The 19,909-nt window shown below is 68.9% G+C and carries 18 protein-coding genes; 13 read left to right on the top strand and 5 right to left on the bottom strand.

Features of this window, described 5'->3' with window-relative positions; translation table 11 throughout:
* Window positions 1–22 precede the first annotated feature (22 nt).
* The 6 genes from L0U85_RS09030 to mgtE all read left to right on the top strand — a co-directional run bounded on the left by L0U85_RS09030 (window position 23) and on the right by mgtE (window position 9,034).
* On the top strand, window positions 23–1,762 hold the full coding sequence (locus tag L0U85_RS09030; RefSeq protein WP_241377429.1) for an ABC transporter ATP-binding protein: 1,740 nt from the start codon (window positions 23–25) through the stop codon (window positions 1,760–1,762).
* Window positions 1,759–3,546: an ABC transporter ATP-binding protein gene (locus tag L0U85_RS09025; RefSeq protein ID WP_241377428.1), complete on the top strand. Its 1,788-nt coding sequence runs from the start codon at window positions 1,759–1,761 to the stop codon at window positions 3,544–3,546. The genes L0U85_RS09030 and L0U85_RS09025 overlap by 4 nt, the downstream gene beginning before the upstream one ends.
* Before the next feature lie 530 nt (window positions 3,547–4,076).
* Window positions 4,077–4,376 (top strand): Asp-tRNA(Asn)/Glu-tRNA(Gln) amidotransferase subunit GatC, encoded by a 300-nt coding sequence (gatC, locus tag L0U85_RS09020; protein ID WP_241377427.1) that lies wholly within the window; start codon window positions 4,077–4,079, stop codon window positions 4,374–4,376.
* Between the two features lie 2 nt (window positions 4,377–4,378).
* Window positions 4,379–5,881, top strand: coding sequence for an Asp-tRNA(Asn)/Glu-tRNA(Gln) amidotransferase subunit GatA (gene gatA / locus L0U85_RS09015; RefSeq protein WP_241377426.1), 1,503 nt, complete (start codon window positions 4,379–4,381; stop codon window positions 5,879–5,881).
* A gap of 5 nt (window positions 5,882–5,886) precedes the next feature.
* Window positions 5,887–7,374 carry an Asp-tRNA(Asn)/Glu-tRNA(Gln) amidotransferase subunit GatB gene (gatB, locus tag L0U85_RS09010; protein ID WP_241377425.1) on the top strand — a complete coding sequence of 496 codons (1,488 nt, stop codon included), beginning with the start codon at window positions 5,887–5,889 and terminating at the stop codon, window positions 7,372–7,374.
* Between the two features lie 316 nt (window positions 7,375–7,690).
* Window positions 7,691–9,034 carry a magnesium transporter gene (gene mgtE, locus L0U85_RS09005; RefSeq protein ID WP_241377424.1) on the top strand — a complete coding sequence of 448 codons (1,344 nt, stop codon included), beginning with the start codon at window positions 7,691–7,693 and terminating at the stop codon, window positions 9,032–9,034.
* Window positions 9,035–9,038: 4 nt separating this feature from the next.
* On the opposite strand, the gene L0U85_RS09000 is transcribed toward mgtE, so the two are convergent.
* Both L0U85_RS09000 and L0U85_RS08995 read right to left on the bottom strand, forming a co-directional pair.
* Entirely contained in the window at window positions 9,039–10,652 is a 1,614-nt protein-coding gene (locus L0U85_RS09000) for a metallophosphoesterase (protein ID WP_241377423.1), read from the bottom strand.
* Entirely contained in the window at window positions 10,652–11,803 is a 1,152-nt protein-coding gene (locus L0U85_RS08995; RefSeq protein ID WP_241377422.1) for a PQQ-dependent sugar dehydrogenase, read from the bottom strand. The genes L0U85_RS09000 and L0U85_RS08995 overlap by 1 nt, the downstream gene beginning before the upstream one ends.
* Window positions 11,804–11,838: 35 nt before the next feature.
* Between L0U85_RS08995 and L0U85_RS08990 the strand changes: the two genes are divergently transcribed.
* On the top strand, window positions 11,839–12,750 hold the full coding sequence (locus L0U85_RS08990; RefSeq protein ID WP_241377421.1) for a 2-hydroxyacid dehydrogenase: 912 nt from the start codon (window positions 11,839–11,841) through the stop codon (window positions 12,748–12,750).
* Here the strand turns inward: L0U85_RS08990 and L0U85_RS08985 are convergent.
* Window positions 12,747–13,184, bottom strand: a complete 438-nt coding sequence (locus L0U85_RS08985; RefSeq protein ID WP_241377420.1) for a PH domain-containing protein — start codon at window positions 13,182–13,184, stop codon at window positions 12,747–12,749. The two genes, L0U85_RS08990 and L0U85_RS08985, sit on opposite strands and share 4 nt — an antisense overlap.
* 141 nt (window positions 13,185–13,325) lie before the next feature.
* Between L0U85_RS08985 and L0U85_RS08980 the strand changes: the two genes are divergently transcribed.
* Both L0U85_RS08980 and L0U85_RS08975 read left to right on the top strand, forming a co-directional pair.
* On the top strand, window positions 13,326–13,829 hold the full coding sequence (locus L0U85_RS08980; RefSeq protein WP_241377419.1) for a hypothetical protein: 504 nt from the start codon (window positions 13,326–13,328) through the stop codon (window positions 13,827–13,829).
* 118 nt (window positions 13,830–13,947) lie between these two features.
* The gene (locus L0U85_RS08975) at window positions 13,948–14,793 is read left to right on the top strand and encodes a Beta-galactosidase C-terminal domain (RefSeq protein WP_241377418.1); all 846 of its coding nucleotides are present in this window, start codon (window positions 13,948–13,950) and stop codon (window positions 14,791–14,793) included.
* Window positions 14,794–15,089: 296 nt separating this feature from the next.
* Here L0U85_RS08975 and L0U85_RS08970 read toward each other — a convergent pair whose 3' ends face one another.
* Window positions 15,090–15,764, bottom strand: coding sequence for a Crp/Fnr family transcriptional regulator (locus L0U85_RS08970; protein ID WP_241377417.1), 675 nt, complete (start codon window positions 15,762–15,764; stop codon window positions 15,090–15,092).
* Window positions 15,765–15,892: 128 nt separating this feature from the next.
* Window positions 15,893–16,582: a DUF3159 domain-containing protein gene (locus L0U85_RS08965; protein WP_241377416.1), complete on the bottom strand. Its 690-nt coding sequence runs from the start codon at window positions 16,580–16,582 to the stop codon at window positions 15,893–15,895.
* Between the two features lie 139 nt (window positions 16,583–16,721).
* Here L0U85_RS08965 and L0U85_RS08960 point away from each other — a divergent pair, with 139 nt between their 5' ends.
* From L0U85_RS08960 to bfr, 4 genes are all read left to right on the top strand, one after another.
* The gene (locus tag L0U85_RS08960; RefSeq protein WP_241377415.1) at window positions 16,722–17,732 is read left to right on the top strand and encodes a hypothetical protein; all 1,011 of its coding nucleotides are present in this window, start codon (window positions 16,722–16,724) and stop codon (window positions 17,730–17,732) included.
* Window positions 17,733–17,745: 13 nt separating this feature from the next.
* The gene (locus tag L0U85_RS08955; protein WP_347177405.1) at window positions 17,746–18,753 is read left to right on the top strand and encodes a GntG family PLP-dependent aldolase; all 1,008 of its coding nucleotides are present in this window, start codon (window positions 17,746–17,748) and stop codon (window positions 18,751–18,753) included.
* Window positions 18,754–18,854: 101 nt separating this feature from the next.
* On the top strand, window positions 18,855–19,043 hold the full coding sequence (locus L0U85_RS08950) for a (2Fe-2S)-binding protein (RefSeq protein ID WP_241377413.1): 189 nt from the start codon (window positions 18,855–18,857) through the stop codon (window positions 19,041–19,043).
* Between the two features lie 163 nt (window positions 19,044–19,206).
* Window positions 19,207–19,686, top strand: coding sequence for a bacterioferritin (gene bfr, locus L0U85_RS08945; protein WP_241377412.1), 480 nt, complete (start codon window positions 19,207–19,209; stop codon window positions 19,684–19,686).
* The last annotated feature ends 223 nt before the right edge of the window (window positions 19,687–19,909 follow it).

Raw genomic sequence — 19,909 nt, 5'->3', positions numbered from 1 at the left:
AGGCCTACTTTACGGTCGACTAGTGAGGTTCCTCCGCGCTCCCGAACTCCCGCTCGAAGACCCGCTCCACCCTGACGGCACGACGGGCACCACCGCGTCCCCGGTCCCCCTGACACCCTGGAAGTACTTCGTCTGGCTCGCCACCCGCCGCAAGGGCCTCGCGTTGTCGGCCCTCACCGCCTCCGCGCTCGCCCTCGGCGCGCTGCCGTTGCTGCCATACTTCCTCACCGGAGCGGTCGACCACGGTTTGGCGCGAGGCGACTGGGGAGCCCTCGCCGCCTGGTGCGCCGGCCTGGTCCTCGCCGGCTTCGCCACGGCGGGCGCGATCGTCTGGTCCCACCGCCTGACGGTCTACTGGCGCATGGACGCCGCCTACCGCACACTCCAGCTCGCCACCCGGAAGGTCAACCGGCTCGGCGACGACCTGCGCCGCAAGGTCACCACCGGCGAGGTCGTCAGCGTCGGCGCCACCGACATCCGCCGCATCGCCGAGGGGGTCGACTCGCTGTCGCCCGCCGTCGGCTGCGTCGTCGGCCTCGTCGCCGTCGGCGTCCTGCTGTTCAACACCTCAGTCTCGCTGGGACTGACCATCTTCGGCGGCGTGTTCATCGTCGGCCTCATCACCGGCCCGGTGCTCACGCGGCTCCAAAAGCGCCAGGAGACCTACCGCGAGAGGGTCGGCGACATCACCGACCGCGCCTCGGACATCGTCTCTGGACTGCGCGTGCTGCGCGGCATCGGCGGCGAACGGCGCTTCAGCGCCTCCTACCGGCGCGACTCAGAGGAGCTGCGCGAGGCCGGCTACAAGGTCGCCGGCCCCGTCGCATGGCTCAACGCCCTCGGCGAGGGCACCCCTGCGATCCTGCTCGGCCTCGTCGTCTGGATCTCCGGCCGGCTCGTCGCCTCCGGCGAGATCAGTCCCGGCCAGATGGTCTCCGCGTTCGGCTACACCGGGGCGCTCCTCCTACCCGTCCACTGGCTGATCGGCACCGCCTACCGCATCATCGAGGCCCGCGTGGCCTGCGGGAAGGTCTGCAAGCTGCTGGGCGTACCGCTCCGGCCCGCCCCTGATCGGCCACAGGCGGGGCCGCAGGCCGGAGCCGAGCTCCACGACCCCGACTCCGGTCTCACCGTCGAAGGAGGTGAGCTGCTCGCCGTCGCCGCGGCCGACACCGACCGCGTCGCCGACGCATTCGACCGGCTCGGGGGCTACACCGACTCCGAAGCGCGCTTCGGCGAGGTGCCCGTCGCCCGCATGGACCGCGACGAGCTGCGCCGCCGCGTGCTCGTCGCCGAACACGACTCCTACCTTTTCGCGGGCACCGTCGCCGACGTCGTCGCCGCCCGCGACGGCGCCGCCCGCGTCGAGAAGGCCGTCGAAGCCGCCTCGGCCGCAGACGTCGTCGAGGCCCTCCCCGAAGGGCTCGACACTGAAGTAGACAACCAGATCCGCACGCTCTCCGGCGGGCAACGCCAGCGGCTGCGCCTCGCCCGCGCCATCGCGGCCGACCCCGAGGCCCTGCTGCTCCACGAGCCGACCTCAGCGGTCGACTCCCACACCGAAGCCCGCATCGTCGAGCGTCTCGCCACCGCCCGCACCGGCAAGTCGACCGCCGTGGCCACCACCTCGCCGCTGTGGCTCGGCCGCGCCGACCGCGTCGCGTTCATCCGAGACGGCCGGATCGCCGCCACCGGGACCCACCTGGAGCTGACCGCCCAGTGTCCCGACTACCGCGCCCTGGTCACCCGGGAGGAACAGTGAACGCCGAGACCCAAACCCCACCGGCCTCGAAGGGCGGGCAGCTGCCCGTCGCCGAGCGCGCGGAGGTCCGCCGCGCCTTCGTGGCGCTGCTGCTGTCCGAGAAGCGCCGGGTCGGCCTCGCCGTCGGCCTGCACCTGCTCGGTGCCGCCGCGGCCGCCGTCGCCCCGCTGCTGCTGGGCGAGATCATCGACGACCTCGCCGCTGGCGGCGGCGCCTCCGGTGTCGACCGGCTCGCCCTCGGCATCGGAGCCGCGGTCGTCGCCGTCGTCGTCTTCACCTGGGCCGGAACCTATGTCTCCCACCGGTTGGGGGAGCAGCTCTCGGCGCGCATGCGCGAGCAGTTCGTCGACCGTTGCCTGCGGCTGCCCATGCCCGTCGTCGAGCAGGCCGGCTCGGGCGACCTCATGACCCGGTCCTCGGCGGACGTCCCCGAAGCCGGCGGTCTGTTCCGCGAAGGCGTCCCGCAAGTCACCGTCTCCATGCTCAAGGTCCTCGTCTACCTCGGCGCGATGCTGTGGGTCAGTCCGCTGCTCGCCGCCTGCATGCTCGTGGCCTTCCCTCCGATCGCCTACGGCACCCGCTGGTACCTCAAGCGCGCCCGACACGGCTACCTCGCCGAGCGCGAGGCCGAGTCGAAGATCGGCGACACCATCGGCGCGTCGGCCGACGGAGCCCGCACCACCGATGCCTACCGTCTCGAAGACCGACGCCGCCGCGTCGGCGACGACTCCGTCGCCGGGCACTGGCGCGCCACCCGCTACACCCTCTACCTGCGCAGCGTCTTCTTCCCGTTCCTCGACGCCACCTATGCGCTGCCGACCGCCGCGGTCCTGCTCATCGGCGGAGGCCTTTACTTCCAGGGCTCGGTCAGCCTCGGCATGGTCGCCAGCTGCGCCGTGCTCACCCGTCAGATCATGTTCCCCATCGACCACATCCTCATGTGGGTCGAGCGCCTCCAGCGCGGTCTCGCCGCCCTGGCCCGCGTCGAAGGGGTCGCCGCAGCCGAAAACGCCGAGGACGGCGCCACCGCCGAGCGCCCCGCCGACGGGACGGTCGAGCTGCGCGAGGTCCGCTACGCCTATCCGACCGGCGGCGACGTCCTTCACGGCGTGAACCTCACCGTCCCGGCCGGTCAACGGCTCGCCGTGGTCGGTCCCTCCGGGGCCGGCAAGTCGACGCTGGCGCGCCTGGTCTCGGGGGCCGACGTCCCGCGTGAGGGCACCGTGACGATCGGCGGGGTCGACGTCGCCGCGCTCGGGCTCGACGAGCGGCGCCGACGCGTCACCCTGGTCACTCAGGAGCACCACGTGTTCACCGCGTCCCTGCGCGACAACCTGATCCTCGCCCGGGCCGATGCGCGCGACACCGAACTGGAGTCGGCGCTGGCGGCCGTCGGCGCGGACTGGGCCTTCGAGCTGCCCGACGGCCTCGACACGCGGCTGGGGGGCACCGCGCGTGAGCTCGACGCGGCCTCGGCGCAGCAGATCGCCTTGGCGCGCATCATCCTCGCCGACCCGGACGTGGTGATCCTCGACGAGGCGACCGCGATGCTCGACCCGCGCGCCGCCCGCGACACCGAGCGGGCACTGGGCGCGGTATTGGAGGGCCGCGCCGTCATCGCGATCGCCCACCGGCTCCACACCGCTCACGACGCCGAACGGATCGCGGTCGTGGAAGGCGGTCTCGTGGCAGAGCTTGGCAGTCATGACGAGCTCATCGCCCGCGACGGGCATTACGCCGAGCTCTGGCGCGCATGGCATGGGGAGGTCGCCGGGGTCCGCTGACGACGAAATCGGGCCCCGGACTTTCGCCCGGGGCCCGGCACTGGTCCGAGAACACCACCACAAGTCGGAACACCCACCGACTCGTTATTAGCAAGGAAACAGAAAGGAAACCAGGAAACCCGTTCCGAACCAGTGAGCACAATCATAGACCACGATCGAGGCATTCTGAAGGGGCCTCTGGTCCCTGATTAGCCGTGTCGCGCCATCCGCAGGTCACAGGGCCTGTCGGCGGGTGCCCAGGACCGGTGCGCGAGAAGCCCGAGGCTCTGGCGCGCAGGCGAATCCATGTGACGCGCCGACGCGGTCACGGCCGTCCGAGGTTGCCTGCCCGTCGGTAACGATTCCGCATCGGCGGTTGCCGACGCCACGTTCTCGCGGTGAGTCTGCGGTGAGCTCGAAACCACACGACGCCTCGATCACCGCGCTGTGCGGCAGTTTGCTGCGCGGCAGGGTGCCGGATGTGCCCGGCCGCGCACGACCTAGACTCGATAGGTCTTCCCGCAGCTAGAAACCGTTAGGAAACACCTGTCGTGAGTACGATTTCACGTGAGGAAGTCGCGCATTTGGCGCGACTGGCCCGCCTCGAAGTCACCGATGACGAGCTCGACGCCTTCGCAGGGCAGCTCGACGTCATCCTCGAATCGATGAAGACCCTCGGCGAGGTCGACACCGAAGGCGTCCAGCCGACCTCGCACGCGGTGCCCCTGGTGAACGTGCTCCGGGAAGACCAGCCCCAGCCATCGCTGCCCCGCGACGCCGTCCTCGCCGGTGGCCCCGACACCGCCGAGGGCCGTTTCCGCGTCCCGCGCATCCTGGACGAGGAGGCCTAGACATGGGTGAGCGCACCATCGACCAGACCGCCGCGCACATCGCCGAGGCCATCCGCGAAGGCCGCACCAGCGCTTACTCGGTCACCGAGGCGTTCCTCGACCGCATCGACGCCGTCGACGGCACCGTCAAGGCATTCCTCCACGTCGACCGCGAGGGCGCCCTCGCCACCGCGGCCGAGGTCGACGCCGCCATCGCCGCAGGCGAGGAACTCGGCCCGCTCGCCGGAGTCCCGATCGCCATCAAGGACGTCGTCGTCACCAAGGACATGCCGACCACCGCCGCCTCCAAGATCCTCGAAGGCTGGATCCCGCCCTACGACGCGACGATCACCGAGCGCGTCAAGGCCGCGAAGATGCCGATCCTCGGCAAGACCAACCTCGACGAGTTCGCCATGGGCTCCTCGACCGAGTACTCGGCCTACCGGCAGACCGCGAACCCGTGGGACACCGGGCGGATTCCCGGCGGCTCCGGCGGAGGCTCCGCCGCGGCCGTCGCCGCCAAGATGGCGCCGCTGGCCATCGGCACCGACACCGGCGGCTCCATCCGCCAGCCCGGCGCCGTCACCGGCACCTTCGGAGCCAAGCCCACCTACGGCTCCAACTCCCGGTACGGGCTGATCGCCTTCTCGTCCTCCCTGGACACCCCGGGCCCGGTGGCCCGCAACGCCCTCGACGCCGCGCTGCTTCACGAGGTCATCTCCGGGCACGACCCGCGCGACTCGACCACCATCGATGCTCCCGTCCCGCCCGTCGTCGAAGCCGCCAGGTCCGGCGCCTCCGGCGACCTCTCGGGCGTCAAGCTCGGCGTCGTCAAAGAGTTCGCCGAAGGCTCCGCCGCCGCCGAACCCGGCGTCGTCGAGGCCTACCAGGCCGGCGTCGACCAGCTCGTCAAGCTCGGCGCCCAGATCGTCGAGGTCTCCTGCCCGTCGTTCACCTACGCGCTGCCGACCTACTACCTCATCGCGCCGTCCGAGGCGAGCTCGAACCTCGCACGCTACGACGGCGTCCGCTACGGCCTGCGCGCCGGCGACGACGGCAAGCGGAGCCTCGAAGAGGTCATGAGCCTCACCCGCGAGGCCGGATTCGGCCCGGAGGTCAAGCGCCGCATCATCCTCGGCACCTACGCGCTCAGCGCCGGCTACGTCGACCAGTTCTACGGTCAGGCCCAGAAGGTCCGCACGCTCATCAAGCGCGACTTCGAGGCCGCGTTCGGTGAGTGCGACGCGCTCATCAGCCCCACCACGCCGTTCATCGCCTTCAAGTTCGGCGAGCGCACCGGCGACCCGTACCAGATGTACCTCGCCGACCTGTACACCATCCCGACCAACCTCTACGGCGGTCCCGGCGTCTCGGTGCCCGTGGGTCTCTCCGAAGGCATGCCAGTCGGACTCCAGGTCATGGGCCCGGTCATGGGCGACGACATCACCTACCGTGTCGCGGCGGCCCTCGAATCCACCCAGGAGACCCTGCTGGCCGACACCGCGCCCGAGATCGAGGGGAAGTAGCGCAGATGACGAAACTCAACACCTACGAAGCCGCCGTCGCCGCCTACGAGCCCGTCCTCGGGCTTGAGACGCACATCGAGCTCGACACGAACACCAAGATGTTCTGCGGCTGCTCCACGACCTTCGGCGCCGAACCGAACACCCAGGTCTGCCCGGTCTGCCTGGCCCTGCCCGGCGCGCTGCCGGTCGCCAACAAGGCAGCCGTCGAAGCGACCATCAAGATCGGTCTTGCCCTGAACTGCCGCATCGCCGAGTGGACCCGCTTCGCCCGGAAGAACTACTTCTACCCGGACATGCCGAAGAACTTCCAGACCAGCCAGTACGAGGAGCCGCTCTGCGAGGACGGCTACGTCGAGGTCACCGTGGACGGCGAGTCCTACCGAGTCGAGATCGAACGCGTCCACCTGGAAGAGGACACCGGCAAGACCCTCCACGTCGGCGGCGCGACCGGCCGCATCCACGGTGCCACCGAGTCGCTCGTCGACTACAACCGCGCCGGTATCCCGCTCGTCGAGATCGTCACCAGGCCCGTCCCGGGGACGGGCGCCCTCGCCCCCGAGGTCGCCCGCGCCTACACCGCCGAACTGCGCGACATCGTCCGCTCCCTCGGCGTCTCCGACGTCCGCATGGAGCAGGGCTCGCTGCGCTGCGACGTCAACCTCTCGCTGAACAAGTCCGGCGACGAGTGGGGCACCCGCACCGAGACCAAGAACGTCAACTCGCTGCGCAGCGTCGAGCGCGCCGTCCGCTACGAGATCCGCCGCCAGTCGGCGCTGCTCGACGCGGGCGACAAGATCCACCAGGAGACCCGCCACTTCCACGAGGCCACCGGCGAGACCAGCCCCGGGCGCTCCAAAGAGGAGGCCACCGACTACAGGTACTTCCCCGAGCCGGACCTGGCCGTCATGGAGCCCGGCCGCGAATGGGTCGAGGAGCTCCGCGCGAGCCTGCCCGAGCCGCCGCGCCAGCGCCGCGAGCGCCTCCAGGCCGAATGGGGCCTGGGGGACAAGGAGATGCAGTCGGTCGTCAACGCCGACGCCGTCGACCTCATCGCGGCCACCATCGCCGCCGGGGCCAGCGCCTCCGGCGCCGTCAAGTGGTGGCTCGGCGAGCTGTCGCGGCGCGCCAACGAGTCCGGCGCCGAGCTCGGCTCGCTCGCCATCACCCCGGCGCAGGTAGCCGAGCTCCAGGGCATGGTCGACGACGGCCGGCTCAACGACAAGCTGGCCCGCCAGGTCATCGACGGTGTCCTCGCCGGTGAGGGCGGCCCGGCCGCCGTGGCCGCCGCCCGCGGCCTGGAGGTCGTATCCGACACCGGCGCACTCGAAGCCGCCGTCGACGAGGCCATAGCCGCCAACCCCGATGTGGCCGAGAAGATCCGCGGCGGCAAGCACGCCGCCGCCGGGGCCCTCATCGGTGCGGTCATGAAGGCCACCAAGGGACAGGCCGACGCCGGGACGGTCCGCCAGATCATCCTCGACAAGCTCTCCTAGCCGAGACGCGAAGCGGCGGCGCGGGTCCGGGCGACCCGCGCCGCCGTTCGTCATCGGTCGGTGTGAGCCGCCATTCCCCGATGCCGCGAATCGAGTTGTCGTTCACGGGCCCTTGCTAGGCTTGACCGCGCTAGCACCGTTTCGGCCGGAGGAGGTGAGAGTCATGGGCGATGATCCCAGTCCTAGTCGAGATACCGACGTGCTGCCCCATGCTTCTTTCCACCGTGCTCCGCGTCCGACCTGCAGCTGAGGCGCGTCCGAACCTGTAGTCGAGACCCCGAGCACGGCCGTTCTCTCGTGCTAGGAGGTGACTCTGGTGTCGAATCAGGTCATCCAACCGATCTCTCCCGCGGCCATGGACTCCCTCGCCGCGCTCCGGGCCGAGCTCTCCGAATCCTCGGCCGTCGAACTCGCCGAAGAACTGCCCCGCATGGAACTCGCCGACCAGGCGGTGCGGTTCCGCCTGCTCCCCAAGGACCGCGCGCTGGCCGTCTTCGAAGAGCTCGACACCTACCACCAGCAGGAGCTGCTGGACGCGCTCAAGACCGAGACCGTCCGCGACCTGCTCGACTCCATGGAGGCCGACGACCGGGCGAAGCTCTTCGAGGAGATGCCCGCCATGGTCGCCACACGGCTCCAGGCGCAGCTCAGTCCGTCCGAGCGGCTGTCGACGGCGAGGCTCCTGGGCTACGACCCCGAGTCCGCCGGGCGCATCATGACGCCCGACTTCGTGTCGCTGCGGGCATCGATGATCGCCGCCGACGCGATCGAACGCATCCGGCACTTGCGCAGTCGGCCCCGCCACCTGGACATCCTGCCGGTGACCGACGGGCGCCGCAAGCTGCTCGGCACCGTCGCGCTGCCCGACCTGGTGGCCGCCGACCCCGACACCGTGGTCCACGACCTCATGGCCGACGACCACCACATGGTGCGCACCGACACCGACCAGGAGGAGGCCGCGCGCCTGGTCCAGGACGCCAACCTTGCGGCCCTGCCCGTCGTCGACCACGACGACCGCCTGGTGGGGCTCATCACCTTCGACGACGCCATGGAGGTCCTGGAGGCCGAGGACACCGAGGACGCCGCCCGATCCGGCGGCTCGGAGCCGCTGGAGCGGCCGTACCTCTCCGCCGGGGTGTTCATGCTCGCCCGCAAGCGGGCGTTCTGGCTGCTGCTGCTCGCCCTCGCCGGGATCCTGACCGTCTCGGTCCTCAACTACTACGAGGCCGCGCTGGAGCGGGTCACCGTTCTGGCGGTGTTCATCTCGCTGCTGACCGGCGTCGGCGGCAACTCCGGCTCCCAGGCATCGGCGGTCGTCATCCGCGCCATGGCCGTCGGTGAGATCCGCTTCTCCGACACGTTCAGGATCGTCTGGCGGGAGGGCCGGGTCGGCCTCATGCTCGGGGCGATGCTCGCGATCGTCGGCGGACCGCTCGTCGGACTCGCCTACGGGCCCGACATCGGCCTGATCATCGCGCTGACGCTGTTGACGATCTGCACCTGGTCGACGTTCGTCGGCGCGTTCCTGCCCCTGATCGCCAAGAAGGTCGGCATCGACCCTGCGGTGATCTCGGCGCCGATGGTCTCGACGCTGTGCGACGCGACCGGCCTGGTCCTGTACTTCTCGATCGCCGCGGCGGTGCTCGGCCCGCTGATGTGAGGGGTCATTCGGTCGGCTCGGGCGAGGTCGGCTCCGGCGAGGTCGTCTCGCCGTCCTCGATCTCGGCCTCGTCGACCTCCTCGTCCGCGGGGATGACGGTGCGGTCCAGCGTGATGTCCGATTCGCCGACCGTGCCGATGGAGATCGAGTCGTAGGCGGTGAGCGCCTTCGTGTCCCGGTCGAAGTAGAGCACGTCGAGCTCCATCTTCATCGGCGTGTCGGAGTCGAACGTCCGCAGCCCGGCCGCGCCGGTCGAGCCCTCGACCATGAGCGTCGTCCCCTCGCCGAGGTCCTGCACCGCCCGCTTGTGCGTGTGTCCGGCCAGCACCAGCGGCACGGAACCGGTGAGCGGCACCGACATCGGCGGCTCGTGCACCAGCGCCAGGTCGGCTCCGCCGGCGTCCTCGATCGCCTGCCGAAGCCGCTCGCCCGACTGGGCGAGCATCTGCTGGGCGTATTCGCTGGACGGTTGGCTGCCCTTGTCGGGCGTGAACCGGGGGTCGCCGACGCCGGAGAACCGCAGCCCGGCCACGTCCTGGACCTCGCCGTCGAGGATCACCACGTGGTCGTAGGCGGCCAGCGCCGCCACGGTGGTCGCCGAATCGTGGTTGCCCTTGACGAACACGTAAGGCACGTCGATCCGGTCCACACCGCGGGAGAAGATCTCGGCCTCCTGCTCCGAGCCCCAGTCGTTCAAGTCGCCGGTGTCGGCCACCGCGTCGATGTCGAACTGCTCGACCACCGACTCCATGACCGGGAACGCCGAGGGGTTGAGGTGGATGTCCGAGACGTGCAGGACGCGGATCGAGTCGTCGTCGATGCCCAGCTGGGGCATGTCCATCGCCAGCGCGTAGAACCCGGAGATGTTCGTGACGAACTTCTGGAGGTTCGTGACGTACTCCTCGTAGTTCTCGGCGATGTCCTCGGCGTTGCCGACCACCGAGGGGGCGTAGGCGAGCAGGCCCTCGTAGCGCGGTTGCGATATCGACTCGGCCTGCAGGGTGGTGGAGGAGTAGCCCATGAGCGCCGCGGTCACCGACAGGGACGCCAGGCCGGTCAGCAGCGTGCGGCGCATGTTGCGGAAGGCGAGCGCGCCTACCAGCAGGCCGCACAGCGTCACGATCGCCAGCGCCTCGACGACGACGCGGACGGCCGCCTCGGTGACTTCCGAGGCGAGGCCTTCGGAGGCGGCGGTGACGCCGCCGGGGGAGTTGATGATGGTCTGCGCCGCTTCGGGGTCGACCGAGTCGAGGGTGAGGTTCACGCCGATAGGGCCGTCGTGGCTGTCGAAGACGACCTGGCCGAGCGGCGGGATGTTGACGACGGTCTCGCCGTGGACGTCGGGATGCAGGGCGACGGTGGTGTCGAATGGGCCGATGGCGGCGTTCGTGCCGCCCACCAGCAGCAGGCCGCCGGCTGCCGAGGCGGTGCCGATCAGCAGGACCATGACGGTGACGGCGAGGCTGCGCGCGAGCCGGGAGGCCCGCAGCGCGTTCCAGACGGTGCGCGTGCGGTGGCCCGCCCGGCTCGATGCGCGTCCGATCACCTGCGCGCCGCGCCTAACGGGGCGCGCAGCGGATTTGAGGTGCTGGGGGAGCGAGTTGTGCCGATCCGGCATTAGACCCTTCCTTCGACGGCGTACGAGGTGGCGAAGCGGATGATGCGGTCGTCGGCCTCATCGGCGACGCAACCGCGGTCTTCGACGCAGCGGCCGTCGCGGTTGGAGGTGGTCACCCACAGCATCCCGTCGGGACCCATGGCGATCGATCGTAGCCGACCGAATTCACCTTCGAGCGCTGGTTGCGGCTCGCCGCTGATCGCGCCGGAGGGATCGAACTCGAGGATCCACAGGCGCTGGCCGCGCAGGCAGGCGGTGACGAAGGTCTGGTCGACGAAGACCGCGTCGGCGCACGAGGACTCGAACGGCTCCCAGGCCACGACCGGGTCGATGTAGTCGTCGTCGCCGCCGGGGCCCTCGAACAGCGGCCAGCCGTAGTTGCCGCCGGCCTCGATGCGGTTGACCTCGTCGGCGAGGTCGGCGCCGAACTCGGTGGCGTAGAGGCGCCCTTCGGTGTCCCAGGCGAGTCCCTCGATGTTGCGGTGGCCCGTGGAGTAGACCGGCGAGTCGGGGTCGGGGTTGTCCTCGGCGGCGTCCCCGTCGGTGTCGATGCGCAGGATCTTGCCGCCGAGTGAGCCCTCGTCCTGGGCGTTCTCGCTGTTGCCGGCGTCGCCGGTGGAGGCCCAGAGATAGCCGTCGGGACCGAAGGCGAGCGCGCCTCCGTTGTGGTTGGCGGCGGCGGGGATGCCGGTGAGGATCGGCTCGGGCTCGTCCTCGGATTCGAGGTCGATCGCGGTGATCCGGTTGTCCTCCTCGGTCGTGTAGTAGAGGTAGACCGTGGAGTCGTCCTCGAAGTCGGGGGAGACGGCGAGGCCGAGGAGGCCGCCTTCGCCTTGGGAGTCGACCTCGACGCTGCGGATCTCCTCCGGCTCGCCGGCGGTGCCGTCTTCGGCGACGGTGATCGAGAGGATCCGTCCGGAGTCGCGTTCGCCGACCAGGGCGGTGCCGTCGGGCAGGAAGTCGAGGCCCCATGGAACTTCGAGCCCTTCGGCGACGATGTCCATGAAGGTGGCAGGTTCCTCGGGCGAGCCGGAGGGGGTCGGCAGGTTCGGCGGCTCGCCGCCTTCGGGTTCGGGGGGGTCCCCGAACGAGCAGGAGGCGGTGGTGAGCATGACCGCGGCCGTCACGGCCGCCGGTACCGATCGGCGCATGGACCCAAGCCTAGTGGTGGATTAGGATTTGCCACGTGAAGGTATGGATCGCTCATGAAGAAGGCGGCGAATACATCGGCGAAATGCCCGAGAACGTCGAGGTGGAGGTGTTCACCGGCCGAGGAGAATATCCCTCTGATCCGGCGACGGTTGATTTCTGGGTCCCGCCGTTCCTGGCGAAGTCGAAGGTCACCAGGCCCCTGAACGACATGACATCACTGAAGGCGATTCAGCTGCTGAGCGCCGGGGCCGAGGTGTGGGTCCCGGTGGTGCCGCCGGGCGTCACGCTGTGCGACGCGCGCGGTGTCCATACCGGAGTGACCGCCGAATGGACGATCGGGGCGATCCTCGCCTCCATGCGCGGCTTCGACGTGTTCGCGCGGCAGCAGTCGCGCCGCGAGTGGAAGGTCCAGTGGGAGACGACGGTGTGCGACAAGCGCGCCCTGATAGTCGGCGCCGGCGACATAGGAGAGAAGGTCGCCGAGGTCTTGTCGGGGCTCGGCACGAGGATCACCAAGGTGGCCCGGCGGGCCAGGCCGGGCGTCCACGCCGTCGACGAGCTCGACGAGCTCCTTCCCGAGGCCGACATCGTGGTCCTCATACTCCCGCTGACCGACGCCACCCGGGGCCTGGTCGACGCGAACTTCCTCTCGCGGATGAAGGACGACTCGCTGCTGGTGAACGCCGCGCGGGGACCGGTCGTCGACACCGACGCCCTCGTCGCCGAGGTCGCTTCCGGGCGCCTGCGGTGTGCGCTCGACGTCGTCGACCCCGAGCCGCTCCCCGCCGACCACCCCCTGTGGGACCTGGAGGGCGCCCTCATCACACCGCACGTGGGCGCTTCGGTCGACGGCATGATCGAGCGCGCCTACGGACCGGTGGGCCCGCAGATCCGCCGGTTCGCCGCCGGCGAACCGCTCGAGAACATCGTCACCGAAGGCTATTAGTCCGCTTCGGGCTCGGAGTCGTCCCTGAGCTCCTGGCCTCCGATTTCGAGGACCTTCGGGAGGTTCTCGGCACGGAGGGGCTTGAGGCGGACCTGGGACTGGTCGTCGAGGATCGCGGCCACGCCCTCCTCGTCGGTGGCGAAGCCGTCGATGTGGCGCCATTCGATCAGGCGATGCGAGGTCAGCCTCCTGACGGTGATGCCCTCCCGGGTGACGTCCACACCGGATCGCCACGCCCACACTGAGAAGACGATCGGGGCGGCCAGCATCGCCAGGCCCAGCACCGTCGAGAACCAGTCCCACAGCGGCTGCTCGATCATCAGGGCCAGCGCCAGCGGGCCGACGGTGAGCCAGGCGATGAACGCGGCCACGGTGATCGCCGCCGATCGGCGAATGCGCAGGCGGGGCGAGGAAGCGGGCTCGGCAGCATGCATGGTCCGATCCTGACACACCCGAATGGGCGTCGCACCGCCAGTGCGGTCCGGTTTCTGTCGGATTGTCGCTTGGCGCACCCGTTTCACGTGGGACGATCACTTCAGAAGCAGCACTACGAGGCCGGCAGTGGTGGGGTGGCCGTGAAGATCACAATCCGTCCGACACCGCGCCAGGTGCTCGGGCGCGCCCTGTTCATCGCGGCGTTCGCCTGCGCCGTGGCGCTGCTGCCCGCCGCGGTCGCGATGGCGCTCTCCGGGCGCTGGCGCCCGCTCGTGCTGCTCGCCCTCGCGGCGGGGGTGTTGGCGTTCGCGATCGCCTTGGCCTATTGGAGCTCACGTCGCGCCGGCGTCGTGCTGGACGAGCACGGCATCCACCCGATCGTGCAGCCCGCGGTCTCGCCGAAGGCGGACCGCTACGCCCACTGGACCCGCGTCGGCGACATCCGCGCCGAGCGGCGGCGCGGGCGGACGGTCCCGGTCGTCTACCTTCTCGACGACGCGCAGCAGCCGTGGCGTCTGCGCGCCCCCTACTCGGGTCGCGGCATGGCCGCCGACCCCGAGCTCGACGAGAAGATCTTCGTCATGCGAAGCCTGTGGGAGACCTACAAGAGCGGTCGGCCGCCCCGCCGAACCTTCCGGGCCTGATGCACCTGCGACACCGGGGCCGTCGAGCTCGAAGACGGCGTCCGCCGCGAAAAGCTCGAACCTCGCGGCATCGTCAACATGCGATAGAAGAAAGCGTATGCCGAACATAATCCCGTCCGTGGACGAACTCGCCTTCGGTGGCGACTACAACCCCGAGCAGTGGCCCCGAGAAGTCACGCCTTCCACCGGAGCGATCTTCCGCCGCGAGTTCGGCAAGGGCGAGGTCTGGTACCTCTCGACCCGCCTGACCGACCTCGACCGCCTCGACATCACCGGAGAGCTCCCAGGTCTGCCGGTGGGCGTCGAGACGGTCCGCCGCGTCCACGAGGACGGCCGAAGCTACCTCTTCGCGATCAACCACACCGACAAGGCGGCGACCATCCCGACCGAAGGCACCGATCTCCTCACCGGAGCGACCTGGACCCCGAGGACCCGCCTCAGGGCAACAGCGCAGCCGTTATCCGAGAACGCTGACGGCCGTCGGCGTTCTGCGGAGATTTCGCTCGATGACCGCCAGATCCGCGAGGTCCTTCGGGCGATTGAGATGACGCTTGTACGCGACGACGTCCGGGATGGTGAGATATCGGAGTCCGTCGATGACGTCGGCGGTGCGAATGAGTTCCTCGGTATCGCAGCCGGGAACGACCCAGGTAACGCAGACTTCGACGATCCCACCGTAGAGCCGGGCGATCTTGTCGCCGGTGTGATCGCTGGTCCTCAGCGGGGAGTATCCGAAAAGCGGAGCATGCTCGAATGCGAGTTCGCTTGCCCGCCGCCAGGTCTCGCTGCCCTGGCGGGCGAGTATGTCGATGTCGGACAGCTGCTGCGTGATACCGCCGGCCCACAGACGCGCGCTCCCCGCGAACAAGAATTCGCTAGGATCGAAGTCGTGCGGAATATGCTGATGTATCAACTCCATGAGTTTGAAGCCGTTGAAGGTCTCAACCCGTACCCGAGTCACTGAAAAGATTCCTCATCCGTTGGATCGGTTTGTGATTGGCCGAGGTTGGCTCAGCCGTCGGCTTTCGCTTCGGGTTCGAGGCGTCGGGTGGATCGGTTGGCAGACGACCGCATTTCGCGCACCGGTCCGTGCTCACGGACATCTTGTGGCGCTTGGTCATCTCCTTCTCCCGGGTATGGACCGACTTGTAGCCGAACCATGCGCGGGCGATCACTGCCACGGAGGTGAATATGACCGCCGCGGCTGAGAGATGAATCGGATCGGGGTTCAACATCGTGGATCATGCCGGCGCGTCCTGGTCAGTGCGCGTGGTCAAGGCGCTGTGCGAGTACCTCGATCTGTTCGAGGTCGTGGATGAAGATTCGCTGTCGTCCGGTCGTGATCACACCTTTCGATTTGAGCTGCTTGAGGATCGCCGATACGGACTCCCGGGAGACCCCCGCCAGCGAGGCCAGGTCCCGCTGGTTGAACCCGGCGAGTTCCAAAGCGTTTCCGCGTTGAACGCCGATGCCGGATCTGACGATCTCGGTGATCGCACGGGCCAGGCGCCGTTCGGCGCTGGTGATCGATTTCGCGCGGTCCCCGAGTTCGTGGACCCGTTCGGCGAGCCCTTGGGCCACGGCGACCGCGACCTTGCCGTTGGAGGCGACGAGCTTGAGGAAGGCGTCGGCGGGGATCAGGATCGCCTCGATGTCGGTCACCGCGACGAGGTCGGCGGAACGGGCCGTGGATGTCAGGGCCGCGAGTTCACCGATCAACGTCCCCGGCCGATGGACGCCGAGGATGCATTCTGGGTCGTGGCGGACCGACTTCACATACCCGCTGAGGAGGTAAAGCACGAAATCGGTCTGGTCGCCGACGCAGACCAGGCGGGTCCCCGCCGGATACGCCAGGCGGTGGGCGCTCGGTCCGAGTGCTGCCTGCTCCTCATCGGTTAGGAGCGGTTCTCGCCTTTGGCCTGTAAAGCTCTCCATATTGTTGAGTGTAATAGTGCACACAATGTGATCTTGGGGACGAAACGCCGACTGTCGGGATTCCGACGGGGAATTCACGCCCGCCTTGTGTCGCTTCGCAACACGAATACATGTAGTGGCGTCTCGTCTCAGGCCGGTGGGATGCCTCGGTCAGGGGCGTCGGGTGCGGGCTTCGCGGGCGGTGGGGCGATCGGGTGGCGAAGGCCGGGATGGGCCGCCGGAAGTGACAATCTGATCACTGAGCCGGAGACTGCCAGGCAGAGCACGAGCAGGGGCCAGGAGAGGAGGACCTGCGCCGCACCTCCCCCCAGGACCGCGAGGTGCTCCTGATCGGCCAGCCAGAACGGGGTCAGGACCGCCACTCTCAGTCCGTACATCGCCACCCAGATCCACGAAGCTGCGCTGTAGGCGCGCACGAGCGCCGGGTCCAGCCGCCATCGCGCCCTCTGTCCCAGGAGCGCTCCGACGATCACTCCCAGCAGCGGCCACCTGAACGCGATCGAGCCCGCCCACACCAGCGCGCTCGCCGCGTTCGAGAAGATGCGGGGGAGCAGGATGTCCGCCGCCCGTCCTGTGTAGAGGACGACCAGGCCCGCCGCGCAGACGCTCAAGAGGCCGAGGATCACCGCTCGGGGCTTGGTCTTCTGGCGGAGTCGCACCGCGGCGATCACTGTCGCTGAGACGAGTGAAGCCGCGACTCCCCAGGCGATCGAATTGCCGGTCGCGAGCCAGGTGAGGACGAACACGAGGAGCGGGGCGGTGGCGTCGAACGCTCCGCGCCTGCCGCCTAGTAGGCTGACAAGCGTGTCTTGCCGCACAGTATCGGAAGCTTTTGAAGACAACTGCCAACCCTCAACCCTCATGGACCCGCTATGCCAGGCAAGGCTACCCTAACCGCAGCGAGCCGCCGGCTTCATGCCCGCGGCCCCACCCACGGATGGATTGGCGCAGTACCTGATGCTCGGCACACACCGGATCAGCGAATCGCAACTCGTTGAGCTCCTCCGCCGTGCCCGACAGACCGACTTCGGGCGGTGGAGCAAGGACGACCTGAAGCGGGCCATGACGAACCTGGGATGGCAGGTTCGCTCCGCCGAGGTCGACATCGGCATGTGGCGGGCCGAGACCGGCTACGAAACCGGCAACGCCATCGCTGACTCCGTACCGCCCCAGACCCCGGTCACCGGCCGCGCCGACTTCTACTCGATCGAGGTCATGGTGCTCCGGTCGGCGGAGCGAGGCAGACAAGGCGAGAACCACCGCACCATCGTCTTCCGCGAAGTGCTGCGCACCATGATGAACGAGCTCGGCGTCCCCGAAGTGCGCGGCGGAGACGGCGGCCCCTGGATCCGCTGGTACCGCGGCGACTTGATCTTCGAGCTGCACCTGCGGCGCTTCCACGGCGGCGTGACGCTGCGGCTGCTCTCACCTCAGCTGTTCGAGCAGTTGGAGGCGCACTCGGTCGGCAAGGGCGACGTCTCGGGCTGGCAGGCCTTCGCCCGCAAGTCCAAGCACCCGACAGAGCCCGCCTGCTACGACATGGGGGAGTTCACCGAGCGGCTCAGCTCGCTGCTCGGCGACATGGCCGCCGACGTCCCCACGATCGACACCTCCGGGACCGTGCTCCTGCGCACCGGCGACTGGTCGGCGCGGTACGTCGCGGCCTTCGTCGACGGCGGCCTGCGCGTCGAGGCCTCAGCCGCCGTCAAGGGCAACTGGCGCGGCGGCCTGTCGAACCTCCCCAACATGGGCTACCGGGCTCCGAGCGGCGCCCAGCCGAACTGGTCGCGCGCCTTCTCCTCGGCCGACCGGGCCGCCACCACGCAGGCCGCCCACATGATGGTCGACGCACTGCGAGCCTTCGGCATCCAGGACTTGTTCGACATCGTCTACGACGGTTTCACCGCAGACGGCGAGCGCATGTACTTGCCGGTCCTCGGCATCGGCAACGGCGACAACCCGTACTAGTCTCGGGGGCATGATCGTCGATCTGCGCTCCGACACCGTGACCCGCCCCGGCCAGGCCATGCTGGAGGCCATGGCGAACGCCGAAGTCGGCGACGACGTCTACGGCGAGGACCCGACCGTCAACGCACTCGAAGTCGAGGTCGCCGAGCTGTTCGGGCACGAGGCCGCCGTATTCACCCCGACCGGTTCGATGGCCAACCAGATCGCGCTCCAACTGCTGGTCCCTCGCGGAGACGAACTGTTGTGCGATTCCATGGCTCACGTCGTCAACTTCGAGGTCGGCGCCGCAGCCGCGCTCGGCGGCATCTCCACCCGCACCTGGACCGCGCCGAACGGGCGTCTCGACGTTTCGCTCGTCGAACCGATGATCAACCGGCCCAATCCGTACGTGACCACCACGCGCGCCGTCGCGGTAGAGAACACGCACAACATCGGCGGAGGGACCGTCCAGCCGCTCGCCGAGTTGAAGGCGCTGCGCGAGCTCGCCGACGCCTACGGCCTGGCGCTGCACCTCGACGGCGCCCGCGTCTGGAACGCCCATGCGGCGACCGGCGTACCGCTCCGCGAGTACGGCCGCCTGTTCGACACCGTCTCGGTGTGCCTGTCGAAGGGCCTCGGCGCCCCGGTCGGGTCGCTCCTGATCACCGACGCCGAGCGTGCCGAGCGCGGCCGGGTCGTCCGCAAGCGCCTCGGCGGCGGCATGCGCCAGGTCGGCTACCTCGCCGCCGCCGGTCGCTACGCGATCGCGAACAACATCACCCGGCTCGCCGAGGACCACGCCCGCGCCAGGCGCCTCGCCGAGGCGCTGGAGCCCTATGGGATCTGCGACGCCTCCCAGGTCGAGACGAACGTGATCCTCCTGCGGACCCCCGAGATCGGGAAGATCGCCGCCGCCGCTGCCGAGCAGGGCGTCCGCATCTCCGCCCTCGCTTCCGACTGGGGCCGCCTGCTCACCCACCTCGACGTCGACGACGCGGGGATCGAGCACGCGGTGAAGGTCTTGGGCGACCTCGTCCGATAGGCCCCGATCCCCGAACTGATCGGCTGTTGCCGATCGGCCCTGACAGAGAGTAGGTTAGGCATGCCTTTATTAGTCATGCCTAATCTCCCGGAGGTCTCGGGATGTACGCCTGCATCTGCCACGGAGTCCACGACCACGAGGTTCGTGACTGCATCCGTGCCGGCGCGCACAGCGAAGAGGCGATCGGCGACGCCTGCGAGGCCGGCACCGGCTGCGGCAACTGCCGCGAGCGCCTCGCCGACATGATCGAGAGCTACTTCGCATCCGAGGCCGTTCCCGCAGCGGTCTGAGCGTGCGCTCGTCTTGTTCCTGCGCTCTCGGTCCCCACGGGGTTAGGCTAGCTTGTCCTATTTTAGGCATTCCTGACTGGAAATCCGGCCTGAACTCGACCTACGCTGGGGTCGTCGGTCTTCGTGACCGGCCTCTGACGAACCTTGGGAAGGACGGAGCGACATGCAGGGCGACGAGCGAGTCATCGAATTCCTCAACGAGCAGCTGAGCGCCGAGCTCACCGCCATCAACCAGTACTTCCTGCACGCCAAGATGCAGGAGAACTGGGGCTACGCCAAGCTGGCGAAGTACACCCGGTCCGAATCGGTCGACGAGATGCGCCATGCCGAGGTCCTCACCGACCGCATCCTCTTCCTCGAAGGGCTGCCGAACTACCAGCGCCTCTTCCCACTGCGGATCGGGCAGAGCGTTCCGGAGATCTTCCGATGCGACCGCGAGATCGAAGTCGAGGCCATCGACCGCCTCAAGCGCGGCATCGAATACATGGAATCGGTGAAGGACTACGTCTCGCGGGACCTGTTCGAGGGGATCCTCAAGGACGAAGAGCACCACATCGACTACCTCGACACGCAGCTCGACATCATCGAGAAGATCGGCGAGGAGCTGTACATCCAGTCGCTCATCGAGCAGCCGAGCGAATAGGAGCCCTTCGGGCGGAACGAACGTGGAAGAGGGGGCCGGCGTGAGCCGGCCCCCTGTTCTGTTGCGGCGGAGCCCCTCACATCTCCACCGCAGTGGCAGGCCGACGCCGGTCTTGACAGCGTCGACCTGGGGATCGTAACATGTCGATACTTCGAATGAAAGTTTCGCGAAACTTTCAGTCCAAGCTCGCGGCGGCGATCGACTCCCGAATCCGTGCCCGGCA

It is taken from the genome of Glycomyces sp. L485, from assembly GCF_022548875.1.
Classification (GTDB): Bacteria; Actinomycetota; Actinomycetes; order Mycobacteriales; family Micromonosporaceae; genus Glycomyces.
The sequence above is the reverse complement of the archived record's forward strand: the minus strand, read 5'-3'. Positions and strand labels throughout refer to the sequence as shown.

What these genes read in the sequence shown, in the direction of transcription:
- gatA (WP_241377426.1), top strand. Translation starts at nt 4,379, where the DNA reads ATGGGTGAGCGCACCATCGACCAGACCGCCGCGCACATCGCCGAGGCC.
- gatB (WP_241377425.1), top strand. Translation starts at nt 5,887, where the DNA reads ATGACGAAACTCAACACCTACGAAGCCGCCGTCGCCGCCTACGAGCCC.
- L0U85_RS09000 (WP_241377423.1), bottom strand. Translation starts at nt 10,652, where the DNA reads ATGCCGGATCGGCACAACTCGCTCCCCCAGCACCTCAAATCCGCTGCG.
- L0U85_RS08995 (WP_241377422.1), bottom strand. Translation starts at nt 11,803, where the DNA reads ATGCGCCGATCGGTACCGGCGGCCGTGACGGCCGCGGTCATGCTCACC.
- L0U85_RS08985 (WP_241377420.1), bottom strand. Translation starts at nt 13,184, where the DNA reads ATGCATGCTGCCGAGCCCGCTTCCTCGCCCCGCCTGCGCATTCGCCGA.
- L0U85_RS08970 (WP_241377417.1), bottom strand. Translation starts at nt 15,764, where the DNA reads ATGGAGAGCTTTACAGGCCAAAGGCGAGAACCGCTCCTAACCGATGAG.
- L0U85_RS08960 (WP_241377415.1), top strand. Translation starts at nt 16,722, where the DNA reads ATGCTCGGCACACACCGGATCAGCGAATCGCAACTCGTTGAGCTCCTC.
- L0U85_RS08950 (WP_241377413.1), top strand. Translation starts at nt 18,855, where the DNA reads ATGTACGCCTGCATCTGCCACGGAGTCCACGACCACGAGGTTCGTGAC.
- bfr (WP_241377412.1), top strand. Translation starts at nt 19,207, where the DNA reads ATGCAGGGCGACGAGCGAGTCATCGAATTCCTCAACGAGCAGCTGAGC.